The following is a 24181-nucleotide window of genomic DNA, read 5'->3' on the forward strand; positions in this document are numbered from 1 at the left end:
TAACAATAATAATTTGTAATTACTAAATAAAAATAATAATCGAAATTAAAACATCTGCTAACGAATAAATTTTTACTCAAGTTGAGAAGCCAAATGCTCCCACTCTTGTAAAGCGAGTTCCAAATCAGATTTTACTTTATTATATTCTTCTAACATTCCATCAGAAGGATTTTCTTTTGCAAAAGAGACTTCCATTTCTTCAGATTTTGTTTCCAATTCTGAAATTCTCTCTTCCACTTTTTTTATTTTATTCTGAATATTTTTTTGCTCCTTACTTACAAAACCTGACTTTGGCTGAACAATAGGTTCTGCTTTCTCCACAACCTCAACCTTAGGTTTAACCTCTACTTTGACCTCATCATGAAGCTTTGCCTTTTCAGCTGAGATCTCTCTGATCGTTTCTTTCTGCCTGTATTCAAGGTACTCATTGATATCTCCAAGGAACTCTTTCATTTTACCATCACGGAATTCAAAAATCTTATCACAAAGCCCTTGCAGGAACTCCCTGTCGTGAGAGATCACGATCAGTGTACCTTCAAATTTCTGTAATGCCAATTTGATAATCTCCTTAGACTGAATATCGAGGTGATTGGTAGGCTCATCCATAATCAATGTATTGAAAGGACGTAATAATAATTTACAAAGCGCAAGACGGTTTCTTTCTCCTCCCGATAATACTTTGGTTTTCTTTGTAACAGCCTCACCCTGAAATAAAAAAGATCCTAATAAATCTCTTACTCTTGGTCTGGTTTCTTCTGTTGCAGCATCTTCCGCCTCTTCTAAAACCGTTTTATTTGGTGTTAATACTTCTTCCTGATTTTGAGCAAAATATCCGATATTCACGTTATGACCAAGATTCCAGGTTCCACTGTAGTCTTTAATTTCACCAGCCAATATTTTCGCAAGAGTTGTTTTCCCCTGTCCATTCTGTCCTAACAGGGCAATTCTATCTCCACGCTGAACAATAAAATCTACATCATCAAAGATCTGCTTCTTTCCATATGCTTTACCCAGTTTTTCAGCTTCAAAATTAACTTTTCCGGGAACAACAGACTGAACGAATCGAATATTAAACTTTGAAACGTCATCATTTTCTACTTCAATACGTTCAACTTTTTCAAGTTTTTTGATTAAAGATTGTGCAAACGCGGCTTTAGAAGCACTTGCCCGGAACTTATTAATTAACTCTTCAGTATGTTTTATCTCTGCATCCTGATTCTTTTTAGCTTGGATCAGTTTTTCTTTTCTATCTTTTCTAAGTTCAAGATATTTGGTGTAATCCGCTTTATAATCATCAACTTTCTTATTGTTAACATCAAAAGTCCTGTTACAAACGGCTGTCATGAATTGTTTATCGTGACTTACCAATACAATAGCTCCAGGATAATCTTTAAGGAAATTTTCCAGCCAGATGATGGATTCCATATCAAGGTGGTTGGTAGGCTCATCGAGAAGCATTACGTCATTCTTTTGAAGAAGCAGTTTTGCCAGTTCAATTCTCATTCTCCAACCTCCGGAGAACTCGTCAGTAATTTTCTGGAAATCATCAGCTTTAAATCCTAATCCGAATAATACCTTTTCCATGTCACCTTCCAAATTGTAGGCATCATGGTGCATTAAAAGATCATTTAATTCAGTCATTCTATTGATCAAATCCGTGTAAGCATCACTTTCGTAATCAGTTCTTACAGTCATTTGGTGATTCACTTCTTCAAGTTCATTCTTCCAGGCATTGATCTGCTCAAAAGCCTGCATCGTTTCATCCCAAACCGTTCTTCCTTTTACAAAGTCCAAATCCTGCTTCAGGAAACCAATAGTAATATTTCCATCAGGTACAACACTTCCTTCGTAGAATGTAATTTCTCCGGAAAGCATCTTCAATAAAGTGGATTTTCCCGCTCCATTTTTTCCTACTAAACCAATTTTATCATCCTTTTTAATAGTGAAATTCACATTTTGAAACAAATAGTTTCCCGAATGATGTAATCCTAGACCTTGAACCGAAAGCATTTAATGATATAATTTAAGAATTAATACTGAATATTTTTCGGGTGCAAAAATACGGAAAAAGAAATGAATAGACGATAAATAAAAAAAGCTCCCCATTTGAGGAGCTCCATTACCTAAGCTAAAACTGAAAAATACGAACATTTAATAATGTAAGTTTTATTTTAAATTAATATAGAGCGCATCCAGTTATCATTATTAGGAACATTCGCTCCATATGCGAAATCTGTAACCACTGTATCCTCCAGGATATGCATTTCAGCCTGAAGAACTGGATGAAGATTATTAGCTAACGATCTGCTGGGAACATTTAATCCATTATTTATTATTTCTGCATCTATTAATTCTGGAGATCTTTTAAGTTGCCCCTTTTTATATAAACCAAAATTGGCTGAAATATGGGTATAATCTGCAAGTTTTTCATAATTATACGAGGGTTTCATACTCGGGGTAAGGTTGTTGGCATAGCTTTCGAGTTCGGTATAAAATGATTCTAAAAACAAATGTTCCTGACCAATTTTGAAATCAGATTCATTAAAATCTGTCTTAAAAACTGAAATTATAGCATTAGTTTGCATCAACATTAATTTTCCGTAAACTTTTGAAAGGTCATTGTAAACTATTTCTCTTTCTACATATGCCTGAGAGAGAATTTCACCTTCATCTATGTGATAATTCTGTAAAATAGGATTCCAGATTCTATTTCCCTCAGGATCTTTCGCTACATCTCTTATATTTGAAACGTAGGAATTTATCTCTGAAACCTGCAGGTGATTTGAAGAAACATACACCGATTGTGAGGTTTCCAGATAACCTCCACCTACATCAGCATGAACACCCGGAACAAAGATCTCTTTCCATACAGAATTTCCGGTAGAAAGCTCTGAATCTTCCATACTTTTTGAATTTTCAAAAAATCCGGTCAATGGAAAAAAATATCTGCATTCATTCACCGCACATAATTGAAGTGCATTTTCTACGCCTGCTGATAAACTCACATTATAATCGTTAAAAGGAGCTGATTCTACGGTATCAAAAACGCCTAAGAACTTTACTTTAATATTTCCTGATAATACAGAACCCGGACTTAATAGTTCATAACAAAAATTTCTAGCCAGCATAGATCCCCTACTGAATCCATATACATAAAACTGATATTCTTTGGTCTTATCCTGCATTTTCTGTTCAATAAAAGAGTATGCTTTCCGAAGCTTATCATCGGAAGAATACCCAGAACATCCTATCGGATTTTTACAGGTTGCTTTCGCAAAATCACTGTCTTCGGCTCCGGTTATCGTTCCTATTCCCTCAACATATATTTTTTCATCTCCATTGAACAATTCGAAGAGCTTAAAAACATTTGTGGGTGCTGCATGATAGCTTTCATGGTTAATCAGTGGCTTTTTATCTGAAGTTGCATTGAATCCGTTATTTCCTGTTCCATCAAAAAAAATTCCGACAGATACTATATCATTTCCCATGGTAACAATTTTTAAGTGATCAATAATCTACCGTCGCTTTTTTTATATTATAGCTCCGTTAGATAATCATTTCAAAGTAACCATGAAAAGGGAGAGAATAATAGAGTAAAAGATACTAAATTAAAAATTCCGTATTTCTACGGAATTATATTTTTTCAAGAGAATAGATATTGTTAATAATCGCATAGATTACAATACCGACTGTATTTTTAGCACCTATCTTTTCAAGAACGCGCTGTCGGTGACTTTCCACCGTCCTCGGGCTTATAAAAAGCTTTTCAGCTATTTCATTATTGGTATATTCCTGACATATCAGTTTTACCACATCCTTTTCACGTTCTGAAAGTTCATCTTCCATTTCAAACAAAGATTTCTTCTTACTGGAACTGTTCATGTAGGTAAACAACATCTGATGATCTTCAGCTGTAAAGAAAACACCATTTTTAAAAACCATTGTAATAGCGTCTATAAATGTTTTCTTATTTGAGTTCTTAGGCAGAAAAGCAGAAACTCCCAGTTTAACCATATAACCCAGAATGGAGCTTTTATAATGGGAAGAAAGAATAATAATTTTCAGATTAGGGTATTTTTCTTTAAGAATTTCAACCAGTTCAAAACCGTTCATTGGCTGCATCTGTACATCCACTAAAGCAATATCCGGAAAATCTTTCTCAGGTAGGTCTTCTAAACTTTTTATAAAATCTGGTCCGTTATCCGCTGTAAGGTTTACGGATATATTCTGCTCATTTGATAATAATAATTTGACACCCTCCAGAATTAACTGTTCATCATCTATTAGCGCTATTTTGATCTTGGAATTCATTATTACGAGGAATTTTAATGATTAAACGACTTCTTTTATTGGGTACATTTTTCCATTTATGAACAGCATTTATAGATTTGATCCTGGATTCAATATTTTTAATACCCATTCCTTTTTTCACCAGATCATAATCAAAACCCTGTCCGTTATCTGAAATAACTACGGCTGTATACTGTGAATAGTCTTTTATATAGATCCAGATTTTTGTAGCTTCTGAATGTTTAATAACATTCGTAGTAAACTCTTGTATAATCCTGTACAGCTGAACTTCTATAAAAACATCTTTCTGTTCATAACCTGGAGCTACCTGTAATGAGATATTAATTTTATGAGATAGATTTGCAATTAATTCTTCAATATACAAAACAAGACCCACCGATTCCAGGTTTACCGGATACAAAGAATGGGATATCGTTCTCGCAGAATCAATTAAAGCAGACATCTGTCCATAAATGTTTTTCTTAATTAATTCATCTCCCTTGGTATCGAGATTATTAAGCCACAAAGACAATATATTGAGCCTGTTCCCCATATCATCATGAATCATGACGGCAATTCGTTTCCGTTCTTCTTCCTGAGCCTTAATATTTTCTAATACTAATTTTTTCTGATGAAGAACTTCAGCCTCATGTTGCGCATTCTTTTCTTTAATAATCCTATCTACAAAAGTTTTATAAGCCAGTAGAATAAATAATACGATAACTGCCAGGATCACAATTATCAATATTAAAAAATCAATATGTAGGGTTATTTCTTTAATTTGATAAATGTATATATAAAAGAACCATATAAAATACTTGACAGAATATTATTGGTTCCTAAAATTGCATAATAATTATCCTCTGACAAAGTGGCTATCTGATGCTGGATGATAAAAATAAAAACGGAGACAGAATAATAGAAAAAAATACAGGCATCCACTAATGTAAAGCGATTAACACTTTTGTTATTCTTAATTTGCTGTAATAAAGTATACCCTGCAAAACATACAATGATGATGTTGGAAGTCACTTTTACAACATCATCATTAAAATAGGTGTCAAAAAATTTATTTACAATTAAAAAACCTACCGTAAGGATCAATATTGGGATCAGCCCATATTTTAGTACGCCCAGTTTTCTAATGAATAAACTTGTTAACAGGAAAAATTCGCCAGCTATATAAATCGGATACAAAAATGAGGTGTCTTTATAATGAAGAACAACTGTTAAAAAATTAGTTGCGGCTTCTATAAATAAAAGAAATCCAATATAGAACACATATTGTTTTTCTTCTTTTCTTAAAACAGAATATTTTGCAATTCCGAAAATAAAAGAAATGAGAAGCAGAATATTTGTGATACCCCACGTAGTGATAAAATAGCTATGCATATATTTCTATAATTGACAAATCGGAGGACATGGTCTTGACCAATCGTATGTATTGGAAATTACCTCTACACTTCCTGTATTTTGTAAATCCTGAAAGAAAGAGATAAAGATCAATGTTACCAAAGGTCTCTGATAGATTTCAGAAAATTTGATTCCAAATGAACATACGATATAGCTAAGTCCCTCTTTCGGTGGATTCAGGTCTTCTACAGGAACATAGAATCTTTTAAAAATCCTTGCTCCCTTAAATTCCTCACACTCTCTATAGAACCATGTTGATCCTTCATCTCTCCAAAGTTCTATGGCAGCAACAGCTTTATCCTGTTCCATTATCGGCATATTAGCTACGGGTAAATACATATCCGCAGTACGATCTACCTGCTGTAATTCTTTAGAAAGAACAGCATTTTTCACTAAGGTATACTCTTTTGTTTCTACCAAAGTAAGGTTTGTTGTTAACTCTGCAAGAATGCTATAAGGGTATTCATTAACTGCAATTTTTTGTCCGTTTGCATCAAGTGCACAAAGGATCAATACAAGTTGATTTTTATACACTCCTATTTCAGTACAGAAATCTTCACATTTATTATTTCTTTTCAGCCAGTCAATTTGATCCAGCGAAAGGGTAAAAACAAAGTTGGAGGGGATTAACTTTTGGATTGTTGAATAATCTTTGGAACTGGTATCCCACGCGGCAATTGCGGCGGTATATTCATCTTTGTTAAGAATTGTCATATTTTCATGGTTTTTTAGTCGTATAAAATTATATAAACTAAACTACTTATGCAAATATCTCACTTATAATTGAGGATTTATTAATCTTCATTAAAGATAAAACAATATCCTTTTTATTTCTTTTCAAATCATCAAATTATTACAATGATCAATAATTCCTCACGGTAATATGATAACAGCTCTGTTGTCTTTCTTTTATGTAATAAATCCGGCCGGCATTAGCGTAATATTTCAATACTTTTTCTAAAGCAATTTCCATTTTAGGATTATATTTTAAAACATCATTAAACCGTACGTAAGAAATATCGAAAGAGTTTCCATAATTATGAGAGCTTATTCCTAAGGACGCATTGGAATTCACTCTTCTTAATCGGCACTGATCTTCAAGCGTCCTTGTAATTGATGAAACCGTAAAAGTATGTCCTTTTGTCTCTTTACTAAATCTGGCGCCCATTTTTTCAAGGGTTGTTTTAGCTTTAGAAACCATATAAGCTCTGCTATAATTCAATTTCTGAACCCGGTATCCTTTCCCCGTTTTTTTAATTTTATGAAACTTTCCGCTGTTGATATATTTCTGAATGATTTTAGTATCCTTCAGTAATTTTACCCCAAAACTTTTTGAAGCATCCAGGTGAGGTTTATAAAGAGGTGTTGGTTCCACTTTTAAAACTTCATTAAGGTCATAACAGGATCCTGTATTTTTAGAGGATTGGGCATAATGAAAATGAGAAATAAAACATCCAAAAATTACACACAGAAACTTTTTCATTCGCAAGCTTTTTAATTAAAAAACGAAAAATAAACATTTATGTGATACAATTCAACTATAAGAGAAGTATTCATAAAATATATTCTTCATTAAATACTGAATAACATTGCCATATCCACACCTGTTATTCGATTTAATTTCATTCTTTTTAAAAATTAATTTGAAAATTTGAAATTTAAACTATAAATTTGGTTTCAATATAAAAATAAACATTATGATAAAAAAACTTTTTGCTGAATTTTTCGGCACATTTTGGCTTGTTTTCGGTGGTTGCGGAAGTGCAGTTTTCGCTGCCGGAGTTCCCGACATTGGAATTGGACTTTTAGGTGTTGCTTTAGCATTTGGTCTTACGGTTCTCACCATGGCTTATGCTGTGGGTCATATTTCAGGAGGACACTTTAACCCTGCTGTGACTTTTGGTCTTTTAGCCGGAGGAAGATTTCCTTTCAAAGACCTGATCTCTTATGTTGCCGCCCAATGTCTGGGTGCAATCGCAGCAGCTGCCTGCCTTTATTTTATCCTCAACGGTGCTGGAGCATTTACTACAGAAGGACCAGGAGCTTTTGCCACCAACTTCTATGATATGCCCGGCTATCATAACAGAAGCTATTCGATGGGGGCAGCGTTCTTAGCCGAGTTTTTGTTAACTGCTTTCTTCCTGATCATTATTATGGGAGCAACGGATAAATGGGCTAACGGAAAATTCGCTGGAATTGCCATTGGCCTTGCTTTAACATTGATACATTTAATATCAATTCCTATTACCAATACATCCGTAAATCCTGCAAGATCCCTTTCCCAGGCTCTTTTTGTAGGTGGTGCTGCGATGTCTCAACTTTGGTTGTTCTGGGTAGCTCCTATTCTTGGTGGAATTGCTGGCGGATTGATCTACAAATTCTTACTTCAACGAACAGATACCGAGGTAGCTGCTTAATAAAAAAATATATATCTAAAAAAAATCCTGTCTAAATTGGCAGGATTTTTTATTTTCTTTTTTTGATATCAAAAGGATTTTTAAAGATAAGTTCTTCGTGTTTTCCTTTGATCTCCATTTTTCGCTGTAGTAAATTAAGTGCTATTTTTCGGATAAAAAGATCTTTATCTTTTAGTTTCCAATAGGAATCCTGATGTACCTGAATAGGCTTTCTTATGAGATAAAATTCAGTTTCCCACGTATCCACATTATGATAAAATTCGATGATCCCACAATGTTCAGGAATCACATTATGATCAATCATACCCATAGGAAGGAGAAAACTAAATGCATTACACACATAATCTCCACAGGAAATTTTATCGTGTTTTAAAAATTTCTCTCCTGTAGCAGTATTGATATAGGATTTTTTGAAATCATTTTTAAAATCACTTTTAGACAGCTTAATTTCAATTTCATGACTCAGCCCCAAAGTATTTATGATCAATATATCAGCTTCCCAATCAGAATGAAAATGATTGGTTAAAACAATTTCTTTCTCAAAATCACAATGAGAATGGATATATGCGTGAACAAGTTCTTCTATTTTAAGCATGTTTTCTTATTTAAGAGGTCTTTAGGTGGGGGAGCTTCGGGGATTGGGGGAATTCGTATTATATTAAAATTCACGACTTATAAAAACAAAGATCGTCATTATTGTTTCTCACTTCAATTTTCGATCTTCTCCAGTTCGGCTATTCCGTAATCTAACCATATCCCAAAAATACCTGTTTTAGTAGGATAGGCTTCATCTTTACTAAAGGAAACCTTAGTATCCGGTTCTGTCTGACAAATAAAAAAATGTCCACCATCAATACAGTTCATCTTCCCTTTCTCATGTAAATCCGTCCAACCAAATTCTTTATATCCGTCTTCTTTATTTTTTATATCAAATAAAAATCTCTTAATAACAGCTTTTCCTTTATCACCATCTTTTTTAGAAAAAATTGTCCATCGGGCTAAATCCGATTCATAGCGGGCAGCAACTTTTTTCGGATCGGCATCTTTTGTTCTATTAATTATTAAAGTATCAACAATTTCTGAACTTTCTTTATTTACCGAACGTACAACATAAATTCCAGACCAAATATCAGATTTCACATCTTTTTGAGCAGACACCAAATTGGATAATCCAATCAAAAGAGAGTATAAGAACAATTTTTTAATCACATCCATATTTTTAATCTTTTACAATGTTTTAGATGATCGCATTTTCCTGCTCAACCTGACTTCTGATTTAAGAAACCAGTAAGCTGCATCCACGAATATCAGAATGATCTATTCTTCCGAGAATCTGAAACTTCCCATCAGCAAGTGTTTTTCCTAAATCCTGTGTTGCAATAAAAGAGCAGGAATGAATATTCGCCAGGTCTATAATATTAACAGCCCCGGTTCTACCCTCTTTCTCATACGTCAATGGATCCTCTACATTTCTCACTAAAATACGCATCCAATTTGGACACTTATATTCATTATTTCCAAGGGAATATGCCTGAGATAACAATTCTGTCATTGAATATTCTGAATAGATCTTATCTGTTTTAAAACCTTCCTGAAGAATTACCAGCAATTCATCTTTTGTCATTTCTTCCTTTCTGCCTTTCATTCCACCGGTTTCGATCACCACTAAGTTTTCCATAAAATTTAATGATTCTCCATTTCGTTCGGAATGACAATAATCCAGAAAATCCAAAAGCGCAAAAGAAACACCGAATAGTATCACTTTTTTATCTTTCAATGTATTTAAAAGGTCAAATAAATCGGAGTGGTTGTATAAAAAATATCCGTTTTCAGGTTTTGCGGAAGTGCTCATCAAATAATCTACCATATAAATTAATGATGAATTCTGTTTTTCCAGATAACTTGGTAACAATCCAAGGAAAATAAAATCCTCAGGCTTTCCGATAAACTGCTCAAAGCTTTTATAAACACTTTCACGGTACAGGTTTTCATTCGCAATGAAATGCTTAGATAAGTTCATCTGCGTGGTTCCCGAACTTTGAAAATACAGATCTGCAGATGCTTTTTTGTCCAGGATCTGATGATTCTTAAACATTTCTATTGGTAGAAATGGAATTTTTGACAGTTCACTAACTGTTTCAGGATTCACCTTAAGATAATCTACAAACTTCCTGTATATCTCAACATTCTCGTATTGATAACGAAATGTTTTCAATGAAGCATTTAAAAAATCCTGCTCAGTCTGTATGTTGAATATATTTTCCAATTTCTAAATTTTTAATATTCTTATCGTCTCATTTCTAATCGATTAACCCAACATCAACCCTTTTTAATATTTTTTTAATATAAATTGAAATTTTTGGTCAAGTTATTGCAATGATGTATGCGGAATATGGATTAAAAACAGAGTGAATTTATTCATTCGAAGATTACCTCTTTTAGGGGTAATTTTTTTTTGTCTTTTCCTCAAAGGTCTTTAATTCAAAATCTTCTTGAAAAACACCGTAGGTAAAATAGGAAATCCAATCTCCAAGATTGATATATTTGGCATTTTGTTCCAGATCTAAAACCATCGGAAGATGACGGTGTCCATAAATAAAATAATCGATCTTCTCAGTCTTCAGTTTCTCTTTCGAGTAGATGATCAAAAACTCTTTATCTTCCCCTAAAAATGCTTTATCTTCTTCACCAGAAATCATTTTATTTTTCTGTGAAAGATACAATGCGATCTTCATTGCAATATCCGGATGAAGCCATTTAAAAGCCCATTGTGCAATAGGATTTGTGAATAACTTTTTCATCCTTTTATAGCCTTTATCACCAGGCCCTAAACCGTCTCCATGAGCGAGTAAAAACTGTTTACCACCCATTTCAAAATATTGTTTCTTATAAAATACAGTACAGCCGATTTCCTCCTCGAGATAATCTTTCATCCATAGATCGTGATTGCCTACAAAGAAGTAAACATGAATACCTCTATCCTTTAATTCTGCGATCTTTCCCAATACACGGACGTATCCTTTCGGAATCACATATTTCCATTCATGCCAGAAATCAAAAAGGTCACCCATTAAAAATAAAACCTGAGCATCTTCTTTTATCTCGTCCATCCAGCGGATGAACTTTTCTTCACGCACTTTGCTTTCCTTTGGGTCAGGAGCTCCAAAATGCTGATCGGAAGCAAAATACACTTTTTTTCCAGGTTCTAAATTGATGGTTGTCTTTAACACCTATTTGAGTTTTTTGTTGAGTAAATTTAAGAATTATCTTCAGCAAACCATTCTCCATAAGAGTTTTCAGTTTCATGAAGTTTAAGATAAGCCAGAGAAACCTCAGCCGGAAGCTTAGATTTTATTTTAGCTGCAATAGCATACAGCATATTTTCGCAAGTCGGTTGAAAATTACAATAGATCACTTTATGACCTCTTCCCTCAAGATCTTCTCCCAATTCTTTATGTGGAGACAATCCGTTAATTAAGACCGCGTGATCCCAAACATCTACAATTTCAGATTTTACAATACTTTTGATATCACCAAAATCCACTACCATCCCATTTTTAGGGTTCTCCAAATCATTTACAGGTTTTCCCTTCACTGTTACAAAGAGCTTATAGGAATGTCCATGCATATTTTTACATTTTCCATCGTAATTATACAGCACATGCGCTGTTTCGAATGTAAAAATTTTTGTAATACGTATCATGGTGCAAAGATAAGGAATTTGGGGTGAGTTTGGGACATCTGCTGAGCAGTATGATATGATAATAAAAAAATAATAGGGATCTATTTCTGATAAAAATTCCATCAATGATCCGACAAAATATTTGTAATCATTGCAAGACTCTTCTAATAGTTCAAAAGTTAATTTCCTCTGTTATTTATCCAATTTTTTCAAAAATAAGGACTTAAATAAATTCTTTCATTTTTGACAGTCAAGGAAACAATATACAATAGTATTATTATATTTTCCAGGAGCTATATGTATAAAAAAAATGGAACCAGACTTTTGATCCGATTCCGTTTAGAATATTTTAATTTACAGAAACTATTATTTAGATTTTGCAGCTGGTTTAGTTGCTGTTGCTGTTGCTCCTAATTTAGTTTTCACAGCAGCTGTGATATCTTCGCTTCCATCTGTGTACACAAGATTGTTAGCACCTTGTGCTGATGAAGTATCAAATACATAATTCAGACTTCTTTCTTTAGCTACAGCAGAAATAGCAGTTTGTATTTTTTGCTGTAAAGGAGTAAACAGCTCATTTTGTTTAGCTGAAATATCTTTAGCTGCGGTTGTTCTCGCTTCTTCTATTTTCTTACCCAAACCTTGTAATTCTGTTTGTGCTGCTATCAGTTCTTTAGTTACGGCTTCTTTATTAGCCTCATTCATTGTCTTTTCTTTATCCTGTGCTACTTTCAGTTTAGCCTGGTAATCACTGATTAATTTTTCAATTTCAGTTTGCTTTGCTTTAGTAAGGTTATCGACGGTTGCATTTGCTGTTTTCACTTCAGACATACTTGCAAAAATATCATCAGAATTTACATTCCCTATCTTTTGTTGAGCATTTGCGACATTAGCAGTCAGCGTCAATCCTGCTGCAATAAAAAACACTTTAATTAACTTCATTTTTTTATAATTATTTTAAAACTTTTGTAGTTTTTTTTAGTTTCCAAATATAATATATTTAAAGCTTTTCCAGCCAATCACTTTTCAATCTTTGAATTTTTTGTGTTTTAGAATCAATTAAAACCCACAGCGTCAGGGAATCTACCACAAGCTGACCATTACAATAGAACTCAACTTTTCTGGGCTGTTTGATGCCTTCCGGATTTTTGGGGTAGGTTTTTACAGTTATTACATCATTCAGATACACCTGTTTTTTGTATTGAATATGATGATCCAGAAGCATCCAGATATCTTCGGGATACTCAGTTCTATGCTTTACAAAATCCCAATGTTCTGTGGCTATTTCTTCCACCCAGCTTACATATTGCACATTATTGACATGCTTATTCTGATCTATATTTTCTTCTGTTACTTTTATTTCTTTTTGATATACTAAACTCATCCTTTTGAAAAATTTATTCAAAAATAATACTTAAAAATAAAACCTCCCCAAAATTGAGGAGGCTTTCAAACAATATGTATAATGCGAAAAATGAATCTTAATGAAATTGTGCCATTTCAGTAGAGTCTTTCATTGCTACCGTAGCTGAAGAACCACCAGTCACCACATTCTGAACCTCATCAAAATATCCTGTTCCTACAAAAGACTGGTGTTTTACTGCTCTGAAACCTTTTTGCTGTAAAGCAAACTCACGTTCCTGTAATTCGGAATATCCAGCCATTCCTTTTTCTTTATATGCCAAAGCCAATTCAAACATCGCAGTATTCAACGCATGGAAACCTGCCAATGTGATAAACTGGAATTTATAACCCATTTTTGCCAATTCCTCACGGAAGGTAGTCATTTCTTCAACACTTAATTTTGCTGCCCAATTGAAAGATGGTGAACAATTGTAAGCCAGCATTTTTCCTGGGAATTTGGCGTGAATTCCTTCTGCAAATCTTCTTGCCTGTTCCAGATCAGGATTAGAAGTTTCCATCCAGATCAGATCTGCATACGGAGCATAAGATAAACCACGGTCTATTCCCTGCTCTACTCCATTTTTTACCACATAAAAACCTTCTGATGTTCTTTCTCCGGTTACAAATTTTTTATCTCGATCATCGATATCTGAAGTCAGTAAGTCTGCAGCATCAGCATCTGTTCTTGCGATAATCACACTTGGAACCCCTGTTACATCTGATGCCAAACGGGCTGCAACTAATTTATTGATAGCCTCCTGAGTTGGAACCAATACTTTACCACCCAGGTGACCACATTTTTTTGCTGATGACAACTGATCTTCAAAATGCACTCCCGCAGCACCGGCTTCTATCATTTGCTTCATGAGTTCAAAAGCATTTAGATTACCTCCAAAACCTGCTTCTGCATCTGCAATAATAGGAACCAGATATTCTCTGTCTCCATTTCCACTTACGGATTGGATCTGGTCAGCTCTCAATAAAGCATTATTAATTTTCTTCACTACAGAAGGCACTGAATTCGCAGGATATAAAGACTGGTCAGGATACATTTCCCCTGATAAATTAGCATCAGCAGCCACCTGCCATCCTGAAAGGTAAATTGCCTCCAGACCGGCATCTACTTCCTGTACCGCCTGATTTCCGGTTAATGCTCCTAATCCGGCTACAAAATCCTGAGTCGTTAGTTTCTCCCAGAACTTTTTAGACATTTCAGTAGCAATCGTATAATCAATGGTATAAGTACCTCTGAGTTTCAATACTTCCTCAGCAGTATAAGGTCTTTGTACATCATTCCAACGAGGATTGTTCAACCAATCCTGCTCTAAAGCCTGAATTTTTTCTTGTTTCGTTTTCATAATATTTTGATTTGTATTTAGTTAATATTTTCAATTGCGAGTTATAGGATTCGAGTGAAACGGTTTTCCATAAAATCATTTTGTATGTTACGGTTTTATTTTAAATCCCTCCATCATAACACCCAAAACTCATGCACTTTCTGCTTAGATAAAAGGGTACGCTTTCAACGTCAGGAATTCCTCAAACTTCTCTGAGAAGATCAGTTCATTAAAAAGTTCTTTCGCGAGGTTGAATTTTCCGTTCTTAAATCGTTCTTCACCAACATATTTTTCAATAGTCTCCATTTCTTCTTTTTCCCATTGAAGAACCATTTCTCTGGTTAATACTCTGTCATCAATTAATACCGCTTCATTGTTTAGCCATTGCCAGATCTGTGTTCGTGAAATCTCTGCAGTGGCCGCATCTTCCATCAGGTTATAAATCGCTGCAGCACCCACTCCCATCAACCAGCTTTCGAGATACAGGATTCCGACATTAATATTCTTACGGACTCCTTTTTCACTAATCTCGCCTTTTGGAATTTCTAACAGGTCACTTTCTTTGATCTGATAATCCACTTTTTTATCAATCTGGTTGGGATAAGGCATGTACTGGTCAAAAATATTTTTTGCCACTGAAACCAAAGCGGGATGTGCAACCCAGGTTCCATCATGCCCATTTTTTACTTCACGTTCTTTATCAGCTTTTACCTTTTCAAAAGCTGCATCATTCGCCTGATCATCATTTTTTATAGGAATCTGTGCTGCCATTCCACCAATCGCATGGACATTTCTCTTATGACAGATCTCAATGACTCTTTTTGAATAAGCGGCCATAAATGGAGAGGTCATCGTTACCTGATCCCGGTCAGGAATAATAAATTCCGGAAGGTTTCTGAATTTTTTAATAAATGAGAAAATATAATCCCATCGGCCACAGTTTAATCCTGAACTATGTTCTTTTAATTCGTATAAAATCTCATCGATCTGAAATGATGCCGTGATCGTCTCTATTAAAACCGTTGCTTTAATAGTTCCTTTTGGGATCTGAAGGTAATTCTGAGCAAAATCAAAAATTTCATTCCACCAACGGGCTTCTTTATAATGTTCTAATTTTGGAAGGTAAAAGTAGGGACCACTTCCATTCTCCAGCAATTGATGGGCATTTCTAAAAAAATAAATTCCAAAATCCACCAACGAACCTGAAGTTTCTTCGCCATTGATCTCAATATGTTTTTCAGAAAGATGCAAACCCCTGGGACGAATCAGTAAAACAGCTGTTTTACTATTAAGCGTATAGGATTTCCCTTGCTCGTTCGTAAAATCGATGTTTCTGTTAATAGCATCAGAAAGGTTAATCTGACCTTCCATACAGTTTTTCCAGGTTGGAGAATTACTATCCTCAAAATCCGCCATAAAAGTAGAAGCGCCAGAATTGAGTGCATTAATGATCATCTTCCGGTCCACAGGTCCTGTAATTTCAATCCTGCGATCGAGCAGATCTTTAGGAAGTGGCGAACACACCCAATTTCCATTTCTTATTTCTTCCGTTTGTGGTAAAAACCTGGGAAGATGTTTCCGGTCAAAATCCAGTTGAGTTTCTTTTCTTTCTTCTAAAAGATCCAGTCTCTTGGTATTGAAATTCTGATGAAGTTCAACCAGAAATTCTACTAACTCAGGATTAAAAATTTCTTTAAACTGGCTTTGAGCCTTTATTTTTAATTGGGTTGTGGTTTCCATAACTCATTGATTTTGTGATTTGATATTACAAACATAAATAAAAATTTTCACAATTAGCGAACGTTCGCTAATTATTTTTAAAATTTATTATGCGAATAATCGCAATCAAATATTTATATTTGAGTAATGAATACAGAAAGTGACTTTATTAAAACGGTATTCGGACTGAAGCTGAAACAGCAGAGACAAAAGAAAAATTGGTCTCTGCAGGATCTTGCTGTAAAGACAGGTCTATCAAAATCTTATCTGAACGAAATTGAGAATGGAAAAAAATATCCGAAACATGATAAAATAATTCAACTGTCAGAATCTTTGAATTGTACTTTTGATGATCTGGTGTCTACCAAACTTGATAAGAGCCTCGCTCCATTCAATGAAATTTTACAATCAGATTTCTTTAAAGAAGTTCCATTAGATCTTTTCGGGATCAATAAAAATAACCTGATCAGTATTATCAGTGATGCTCCTAAAAAAGTAACAGCTTTTATCAATGCTTTGATTGAAATATCTCAGAATTATAATTTAGGGAAAGAACGTTTTTATTTTGCTGTATTGCGTTCTTTTCAGGAGCTTTATGACAATTATTTCCCTGACATTGAAGAAAAAGTATTGCTATTTGCAAAGGAACATCAATTGGAATTCAATAAAAATATGAATCCTGATGTTTTACAAAGTATTCTTATTGAGAAGTTTAATTATACCATCCAATCAAGAGATTTTGAACCTTATGGAACTTCAACTCATCTGCGATCATTATTTATTCCCGAAAAAAAACTCTTACTTCTTAATATTAAGCTGGAGAAGGATCAGAAGACTTTTATCCTGGCTAAAGAGATAGGCTTTAACGTTCTGGAATTAAAAAATCGCCCTAACACCTATTCGTGGCTGGACTTTGGAAGTTTTGAAGAAATTCTGAATAATTTTTACGCCTCTTATTTTGCCGGTGCATTACTCATCTCAAAGGAGCAGATCATTGAAAATACCTCCGACTTTTTTTTACAAAATACATGGAAGCCAAAAAACTTTACCGATCTCATTGAAAGCTTCACCAATTCTCCTGAAACATTTTATTACAGACTGACCAATATCCTGTCATCGGAATTAGGAATTAAAGATCTGTTTTACTTATGTCTGGTTAAAAAGAAAGGTTCAGATAGAATACAGATCTTAAAAGAGCTACATCTTAATCATCAACAGGCTCCTCATGCCAATGCCACAAATGAACATTACTGCAGAAGATGGATAGCCGTTAAAAACCTTCAGCATTTAAAAGAAAATGAAACTGTGACGGATGCCCAAATTTCCCATTACAAAGATCAGGGTATAAGTTATCTGGTAATTTCCACTTCTCAGAAAAATCCATTTTCAGATGGCAGCAACAGAAGCTATTGTCTCGGAATTTTACTGAATTCCCAAACGATAAAGAAAATAAACTTTATCAAATCACCCACTTTACCTACGATCAATGTAGGTGTAACCTGTGAATCCTGCAGTATTGCCGATTGCGAAGTAAGACAAGCTCCACCTGTTAGACTGGAGAAGGAATATTTCAATCTGAGTATGAAAAGTTCTATTGAAAAAATACGAAAAGAAATAGAATCAGAACCGCAAAGTAAAAACTAATTTCAGACTTTCCTGTTTAAGCCAATAATCTTATATTAGCTTAACAAACACACAAATGATTCTAAATCTACTTTTCCCTAACCGTTGCATCCATTGCAACCGGGTCATCGATGCCGATATATTGGTATGTGATCTTTGTTTTAAGCATATCCATTTTACTCATTATGATTATTTTGATGAAAATATCATTAAAGAAAAATGCAAACTTTTATTTCCTGTTGAAAACACCTATGCTCTTATGCAGTTTGAAGAAAAAAACCTTAGCCGCAAGATCATTCACGAACTAAAGTACAGAAGCCGGGAGAAAACCGGAAAAATCCTTGCCTATTGGATTACAGAAAGGTTGGATTTTAAAAGCAAAAAGCCTGACCTTCTGGTAAGTGTCCCTCTTCATCCTAAGAAGGAAAAAGAAAGAGGCTACAATCAACTACACCTTTTTACCGAAATATTAGCCAGCTTTTATGACATTCCATTTGACCATCATTTAATTAAAAGAAATCATTACTCGAAAGCCCAGGCTTTGAAAGATAAAAAACACCGCCTAAAAAATGAAAACACATTTTCAATAACCCGAAATATTTCAGAAAAACACATTTTATTAATTGACGATGTGTTCACCACCGGAAATACGGTATCTACTATTGCCTGGGAGATTTTAAAAACTGGAAATAACAAAGTGAGCATTCTGGTAATGGCGATAGATTAGGTGATCATGAAACATAGGTTTTATAACTAAATAGATCTATGTCCTGAATATTTAATCTGTCACCTCTTCCAATTCAAATCTTTTTTATAATTTTCCGATCAAACTAATAATTATGAAAAATCTGCTTTTACTACATGGGGCTTTAGGGCATAGCGATATTTTTAAACCTTATCAACAGGAACTATCGAAACACTTCAATATACATACTCCTCTATTTTCAGGACATGGAAATACTGACATTTCAGAAGAAGACATTAGCATTGAAAAATACACCAAGGAGCTGGAAAATTATTGTGAAGAGGAAAATTTAAAAGACGTTTATATTTTCGGACACAGCATGGGTGGTTATGTTGGTCTTTGTTATGCTTTGCGGAAGCCTGATAACGTAAGTTCCATTCTGACTTTAGGAACAAAATTCGATTGGACGGAAGAACAGGCTGTAAGGGAAAGTAAAATGCTGGATCCTGAGACAATCCTTTCAAAAATTCCAAAATATGCAGAACAACTGGAAGCTCAACATGGCAGTAAATGGAAACAACTTCTTCCCGCAATTGCTAAAATGATGATTTCTCTAGGCAAAAATCCACCATTAGATCAGAGCAGTTTAATTGCTATCACAACACCCGTTCAGATCATGGTTGGAGATAAAGACAACATGGTAACATTGGAAGAAAGTATCCGGGTCTATCATAGCATTCCAAATGCAAGGCTGGCTGTACTTCCAGACACGAAGCATCCGATGGACAAAGTACGTTCAACATTAGTATTTGATATCATGAAAGATTTCTGGAATTTAGTCTAAATTATCGCTGCAATTTTTCGCCGTAACTTAAATCTCCGGCATCACCTAGCCCCGGAGTGATATATCCTTTAGTGGTCAACTGTTCATCAATGGCTCCTACCCAGATTTTTGCTTCGGGATATGCTTTTTCAATAGTTTCTACTCCCTGGCGTGAAGCGATTGCTGCCACTATATGCAATTGCGTAGGTGTTCCATGTGTTAAAAGATCTTTGATAGCCTCAATTAAAGAAGCTCCTGTTGCCAACATTGGGTCTCCAACAATCAAAGGTCTGCCTTCAATACTTGGGCAAGTTAAATAATCCTGTTTAATAGAAAAATAATCATTCGCATCATGTTTTCTGTAAGCAGCTACAAAGCCACAATCTGCTTTATCTAAATAATTTAAAATCCCCTGAAATAAAGGAACTCCTGCTCTTAAAATTGTGGTAACAACAGGCTGGACTGCAATTTCCTTTCCTTTTATCGTATCCAGAGGAGTCTGAATTTCAACCTCTTTTTGTTCTAAGTCCTTACTGATCTCAAAAGCTGCTATCTCTCCGATACGCTCCATATTTCTACGGAACCTCAATCGATCCTGTTGAACTTCTACATTACGAAGTTCATTAATCCATTCATTAACAAGAGAAAAGTTTTCTGATAAAATAGTAAGCATGAATTTTAAATTTTAATTAGAGTTGATCGGCTTTAATTCCTGCAAAATTACAATTAAAAAATGAATCGGGATATTGAAATCCCTGAGGCCAAATAAATAGATCAGGAAAAAGAAATCAATATTCCCTTATATCGGCTCAAAAAAAATCTGGTAAGAACGTTATTCTTACCAGATTTTATGATTAATAATTTCTCATTTCAACTTTCTTTTTTTGATATTTTGAAAGTTCCAAGAAACTAAATTCTTATTATTTTTGTCTGAAATATACTTCAATAGGAACTCCGGTAAATCCGAATTCTTTTCTCAATTGGTTTTCAGTAAATCTCTTGTATGGTTCTTTTACATATTGCGGCAGGTTACAGAAAAATACAAACTGCGGCGATGGTGTAGGAAGCTGAACACAATATTTAATTTTAATATATTTTCCTTTGTTTGCAGGAGGTGGAGTCTGTTCAAAAATAGGAAGCATCACCTCATTTAATTTTGAAGTTTTTATTTTCTTCTTACGGTCTTCGTAAACTTCCATTGCCACTTCTACAGCTTTTAGAATTCTTTGTTTCGTTAAAGCAGAGATAAACAAAATTGGAATATCCTGAAACTGTCCGATCTTATCTTTAATTACTTTTTCGAAATCACGAATGGTATTTGTTTTTTTATCTTCAATCAGATCCCATTTGTTAACCACGATCACAATTCCTTTTCTGTTCTTCTGGGCTAATCCGAAGATATTCATATCCTGAGATTCCCAACCCTGAGTTGCATCTACCATAATAATCACGACATCAGAATATTCAATAGAACGGATTGATCTCATTACAGAATAAAATTCCAGATCTTCAGAAACTTTAGCCTTACGACGCATTCCTGCAGTATCTACCAACACAAACTCGTGTCCGAATTTATTGTAAAGGGTCTGAATACTATCTCTCGTTGTTCCTGCAACATCGGTTACAATGTTTCTTTCAACATCAAGTAAGGCATTCGTTAAAGTTGATTTTCCTACATTTGGACGACCTGCAATAGTAATTTTAGGCAAACCTTCAAAAGGATCCTGATAATCGGTAGTTGGGAAATCCCTAACAATATCGTCCAGTAATTCTCCGGTTCCAGAACCTGTTGCTGAAGAAAGTGTAAAATACTTTTCAATTCCTAACTGATAAAATTCTGTAGCCGCTAATTCTTCCTTAGCAGAATCTACTTTATTAATAACAATATATACAGGCTTATTGGATCTTCTTAAAAGTTCATGGATCTCATAATCAGTATCGGTAAGGCCTTCTTCTACATTCAGCATAAAGATAATAGATGTTGCTTCATCTACTGCTAACTGTACTTGCTTACGGATCTCTTCTTCGAAAATATCTTCTGTTCCTACATCATATCCTCCTGTATCAATTACAGTAAAGTCTACTCCATTCCAATCTGATTTTCCGTAATGACGGTCTCTTGTAACTCCGGCAGTAGAGTCTACAATAGCTTCTCTTCTCTCCAGAAATCGGTTAAATAATGTGGATTTTCCTACGTTGGGACGCCCAACGATAGCAACAATGTTTGACATAAAAAATGTTTAATAATCCCTCGACTCGCTCGGGACAAGTTATTAATGAGTTACTCCAACTTTTGGAGCTCAATTTTTTGCAAAGATAAGGCTTTATTATTTAGAAATAAAAAAAACGAGATTTCAAAAACAACCCTAGGCATTATTAAGACTTTGTATATCAGACAATAGCCATACATCAAATATATTATTTCATAATTTGAAATTGTTCAAATCAAAAAACCACCCTTCTCAGGATGGTTTTAAGTTATATGATATTAAGATTTAAACTAAATCAAATCTATCTAAATTCATTACTTTAGTCCATGCAGCAGCAAAATCTTTAACAAATTTACCTTGCGCATCAGCACTGGCATATACTTCAGCAATAGCTCTCAATTCTGAATTGGAACCGAATACCAAATCAGCACGGGTAGCCGTCCATTTTGGCTGTCCACTTGAGCGATCTGTTCCCAGATACAATTCGTTATCCGCGGAAGTTGCTTTCCATTGTGTTCTCATATCCAGAAGGTTCACAAAGAAATCATTAGTAAGAACTCCTGGACGGTGTGTAAATACCCCATTTTTAGAACCGTCAAAGTTAGTATCCAGCGCTCTCATTCCGCCGATTAATACCGTTAGTTCAGGAGCCGTAAGTGTTAAAAGCTGTGCTTTATCTATTAATAACGCTTCTGTGGAAACGGTATATTTTCTTTTTAAGTAATTACGGAAACCGTCTGCTGCAGGTTCAAGATATCCCATAGATTCAACATCAGTTTGTTCTTGTGAAGCATCCATACGACCCGGTGTGAAAGAAACAGAAATATCATAGCCGGCATCTTTTGCTGCTTTCTCTACTGCTGCAGTTCCTGCCAATACAATTAAATCTGCTAATGAAACTTTCTTACCTGAAGATTGTGCATTAAATTCTGTCTGGATATTTTCCAATCCATTTAGTACTTTCTGCAATTGAACAGGATTATTTACCTGCCAGTTTTTTTGAGGAGCTAATCGAATCCTGGCACCATTTGCTCCACCACGCTTATCACTTCCTCTGAAAGTTGATGCTGAAGCCCATGCTGTAGTTATCAATTCTGAAGAGCTTACTCCTGAATTTAATATTTTCACTTTTAATGATTCAATATCACCAGCATCGATTAACGCATGATCTACTGTAGGAATAGGATCTTGCCAGATCAATACTTCAGCGGGAACATCAGGCCCCAGGTAACGGACTCTTGGTCCCATATCTCTATGTGTAAGTTTAAACCATGCTCGGGAGAAAGCATCCGCCAATGCATCAGGGTTTTCATAAAAATGTCTTGATATTTTTTCATATGCCGGATCCAATCTTAATGAAAGATCGGTTGTCAGCATTGTAGGTCTATGTTTTTTTGTAGAATCAAACGCATCAGGTATTGTATTATCTGCATTTTTAGCGACCCATTGATGAGCCCCCGCTGGACTTTTGGTAAGTTCCCATTCATTTTCAAATAGGTTTTCAAAGAAATTATTACTCCACTGAGTAGGTGTTTTGGTCCAGGTAACTTCCAGCCCACTACTGATGGCATCAGCCCCACTTCCACTGCGATAGCTGCTATTCCATCCTAATCCCTGTTGCTCAATTCCGGCTGCTTCAGGCTCTTTTCCTACATGATCCGCCGGTCCTGCACCGTGCGTTTTTCCAAAGCTGTGTCCACCAGCAATTAATGCTACAGTTTCTTCATCATTCATCGCCATACGTCCGAAAGTATCACGAATATCTTTAGCCGCAAGAATAGGATCCGGATTCCCATCAGGCCCCTCAGGGTTTACATAAATAAGACCCATCTGTACTGCTGCTAAAGGTTTTTCCAGATTACGTGAATGAACATCCCCATCTGCATTATCATCTGTAGGAAGGACGCCATGATTTTCAACTACCCCTTCAGAACCGTGTGCATAACGCAGGTCTCCTCCTAACCATGTTGTTTCAGATCCCCAATATATATCCATATCCGGCTCCCAAACATCTTCACGTCCTCCGGCATATCCAAATGTTTTAAAGCCCATGGATTCCAAAGCAATATTACCGGTAAGAATCAAAAGATCTGCCCATGATATATTTTTACCATATTTTTGTTTAATAGGCCAAAGCAATCTTCTGGCTTTATCAAGACTTACGTTATCCGGCCAGCTATTTAATGGGGCAAAACGTTGTTGCCCTGCTCCGGCACCTCCTCTACCATCACCTACACGATAAGTACCGGCACTATGCCAAGCCATACGGATAAACAAAGGACCATAGTGTCCGAAATCTGCAGGCCACCATTCCTGTGAATCAGTCATTAATGCATGAAGATCTCTTTTTACCGCTTCAAGGTCTAAATTCTTAAAAGCTTCAGCATAATCAAAATCCTTATCCATAGGATCCGACAAAGATGAATGCTGACGTAAAATATCAACTCTTAACTGGTTAGGCCACCATTCCTGATTTTGAGTTCCACCACCAGCGACACTTTGCTTCATCGTTCCATTATGAAACGGGCACTTACTGATGTCATTTGAATCTTTTTCCATTGTTGCTTAAATTTTAATA

Annotated in this window: 23 protein-coding genes; 4 read left to right on the top strand and 19 right to left on the bottom strand. The window is 35.0% G+C overall.

Translation table 11 applies throughout. The features are described from left to right. Nucleotides 1-72: 72 nt before the first annotated feature. From AC3WRL_RS04910 to AC3WRL_RS04940, 7 genes are all read right to left on the bottom strand, one after another. Nucleotides 73-2010, bottom strand: a complete 1938-nt coding sequence (locus tag AC3WRL_RS04910; protein WP_261511106.1) for an ABC-F family ATP-binding cassette domain-containing protein — start codon at nt 2008-2010, stop codon at nt 73-75. 161 nt (nt 2011-2171) lie between these two features. After that, a complete protein-coding gene (locus AC3WRL_RS04915; RefSeq protein ID WP_214832909.1) occupies nt 2172-3488 on the bottom strand; it encodes a T6SS phospholipase effector Tle1-like catalytic domain-containing protein in 1317 nt (438 codons plus the stop codon). A 145-nt stretch (nt 3489-3633) separates the two neighbouring features. Then, nucleotides 3634-4311, bottom strand: a complete 678-nt coding sequence (locus AC3WRL_RS04920; protein ID WP_214832911.1) for a response regulator transcription factor — start codon at nt 4309-4311, stop codon at nt 3634-3636. After that, nucleotides 4277-5026, bottom strand: coding sequence for a sensor histidine kinase (locus AC3WRL_RS04925; RefSeq protein ID WP_261511105.1), 750 nt, complete (start codon nt 5024-5026; stop codon nt 4277-4279). The genes AC3WRL_RS04920 and AC3WRL_RS04925 overlap by 35 nt, the downstream gene beginning before the upstream one ends. A 32-nt stretch (nt 5027-5058) precedes the next feature. Then, nucleotides 5059-5682, bottom strand: coding sequence for a hypothetical protein (locus tag AC3WRL_RS04930; protein WP_214832913.1), 624 nt, complete (start codon nt 5680-5682; stop codon nt 5059-5061). A gap of 6 nt (nt 5683-5688) precedes the next feature. Beyond that, nucleotides 5689-6417 (bottom strand): hypothetical protein, encoded by a 729-nt coding sequence (locus AC3WRL_RS04935; RefSeq protein ID WP_214832915.1) that lies wholly within the window; start codon nt 6415-6417, stop codon nt 5689-5691. Between the two features lie 148 nt (nt 6418-6565). Continuing rightward, nucleotides 6566-7186, bottom strand: a complete 621-nt coding sequence (locus tag AC3WRL_RS04940) for a DUF5715 family protein (RefSeq protein ID WP_261511103.1) — start codon at nt 7184-7186, stop codon at nt 6566-6568. 217 nt (nt 7187-7403) lie between these two features. Here AC3WRL_RS04940 and aqpZ point away from each other — a divergent pair, with 217 nt between their 5' ends. After that, nucleotides 7404-8120: an aquaporin Z gene (gene aqpZ / locus AC3WRL_RS04945; RefSeq protein ID WP_214833218.1), complete on the top strand. Its 717-nt coding sequence runs from the start codon at nt 7404-7406 to the stop codon at nt 8118-8120. Between the two features lie 49 nt (nt 8121-8169). Here aqpZ and AC3WRL_RS04950 read toward each other — a convergent pair whose 3' ends face one another. From AC3WRL_RS04950 to aceB, 9 genes are all read right to left on the bottom strand, one after another. Beyond that, nucleotides 8170-8715, bottom strand: a complete 546-nt coding sequence (locus tag AC3WRL_RS04950; RefSeq protein WP_214832919.1) for a hypothetical protein — start codon at nt 8713-8715, stop codon at nt 8170-8172. A 113-nt stretch (nt 8716-8828) separates the two neighbouring features. Then, nucleotides 8829-9335 (bottom strand): phosphate ABC transporter permease, encoded by a 507-nt coding sequence (locus AC3WRL_RS04955; RefSeq protein ID WP_214832921.1) that lies wholly within the window; start codon nt 9333-9335, stop codon nt 8829-8831. A gap of 61 nt (nt 9336-9396) precedes the next feature. After that, on the bottom strand, nt 9397-10386 hold the full coding sequence (locus tag AC3WRL_RS04960) for a LuxE/PaaK family acyltransferase (RefSeq protein WP_492329844.1): 990 nt from the start codon (nt 10384-10386) through the stop codon (nt 9397-9399). A gap of 172 nt (nt 10387-10558) precedes the next feature. Next, nucleotides 10559-11350, bottom strand: a complete 792-nt coding sequence (locus AC3WRL_RS04965) for a UDP-2,3-diacylglucosamine diphosphatase (RefSeq protein ID WP_214832925.1) — start codon at nt 11348-11350, stop codon at nt 10559-10561. Nucleotides 11351-11376: 26 nt separating this feature from the next. Then, nucleotides 11377-11823, bottom strand: a complete 447-nt coding sequence (locus AC3WRL_RS04970; RefSeq protein ID WP_214832927.1) for a 6-pyruvoyl trahydropterin synthase family protein — start codon at nt 11821-11823, stop codon at nt 11377-11379. Nucleotides 11824-12168: 345 nt separating this feature from the next. Continuing rightward, nucleotides 12169-12744: an OmpH/Skp family outer membrane protein gene (locus AC3WRL_RS04975; RefSeq protein ID WP_261511099.1), complete on the bottom strand. Its 576-nt coding sequence runs from the start codon at nt 12742-12744 to the stop codon at nt 12169-12171. 58 nt (nt 12745-12802) lie between these two features. Beyond that, on the bottom strand, nt 12803-13186 hold the full coding sequence (locus tag AC3WRL_RS04980; RefSeq protein ID WP_492329845.1) for an acyl-CoA thioesterase: 384 nt from the start codon (nt 13184-13186) through the stop codon (nt 12803-12805). A 97-nt stretch (nt 13187-13283) separates the two neighbouring features. Further along, complete coding sequence (aceA, locus tag AC3WRL_RS04985) at nt 13284-14564, bottom strand: isocitrate lyase (protein ID WP_492329846.1); 1281 nt, start codon at nt 14562-14564, stop codon at nt 13284-13286. A 144-nt stretch (nt 14565-14708) separates the two neighbouring features. Then, complete coding sequence (gene aceB / locus AC3WRL_RS04990) at nt 14709-16283, bottom strand: malate synthase A (protein ID WP_214832935.1); 1575 nt, start codon at nt 16281-16283, stop codon at nt 14709-14711. A gap of 126 nt (nt 16284-16409) precedes the next feature. Here aceB and AC3WRL_RS04995 point away from each other — a divergent pair, with 126 nt between their 5' ends. The 3 genes from AC3WRL_RS04995 (at nt 16410) to AC3WRL_RS05005 (ending at nt 19414) form a co-directional block, all read left to right on the top strand. Continuing rightward, entirely contained in the window at nt 16410-17906 is a 1497-nt protein-coding gene (locus AC3WRL_RS04995) for a helix-turn-helix domain-containing protein (protein WP_492329847.1), read from the top strand. A 55-nt stretch (nt 17907-17961) separates the two neighbouring features. Next, nucleotides 17962-18612: a ComF family protein gene (locus AC3WRL_RS05000; RefSeq protein WP_214832938.1), complete on the top strand. Its 651-nt coding sequence runs from the start codon at nt 17962-17964 to the stop codon at nt 18610-18612. 112 nt (nt 18613-18724) lie between these two features. Further along, nucleotides 18725-19414, top strand: coding sequence for an alpha/beta fold hydrolase (locus tag AC3WRL_RS05005; protein ID WP_214832940.1), 690 nt, complete (start codon nt 18725-18727; stop codon nt 19412-19414). 1 nt (nt 19415) lies between these two features. On the opposite strand, the gene upp is transcribed toward AC3WRL_RS05005, so the two are convergent. From upp to katG, 3 genes are all read right to left on the bottom strand, one after another. Beyond that, nucleotides 19416-20066 (bottom strand): uracil phosphoribosyltransferase, encoded by a 651-nt coding sequence (upp, locus tag AC3WRL_RS05010; protein WP_492329848.1) that lies wholly within the window; start codon nt 20064-20066, stop codon nt 19416-19418. A 247-nt stretch (nt 20067-20313) separates the two neighbouring features. Beyond that, nucleotides 20314-21624, bottom strand: coding sequence for a ribosome biogenesis GTPase Der (gene der / locus AC3WRL_RS05015; protein ID WP_214832944.1), 1311 nt, complete (start codon nt 21622-21624; stop codon nt 20314-20316). Between the two features lie 264 nt (nt 21625-21888). Then, complete coding sequence (gene katG, locus AC3WRL_RS05020) at nt 21889-24162, bottom strand: catalase/peroxidase HPI (RefSeq protein ID WP_492329849.1); 2274 nt, start codon at nt 24160-24162, stop codon at nt 21889-21891. Nucleotides 24163-24181: the final 19 nt, after the last annotated feature.

Source organism: Chryseobacterium sp. FW101-FHT12H09, from assembly GCF_058790395.1.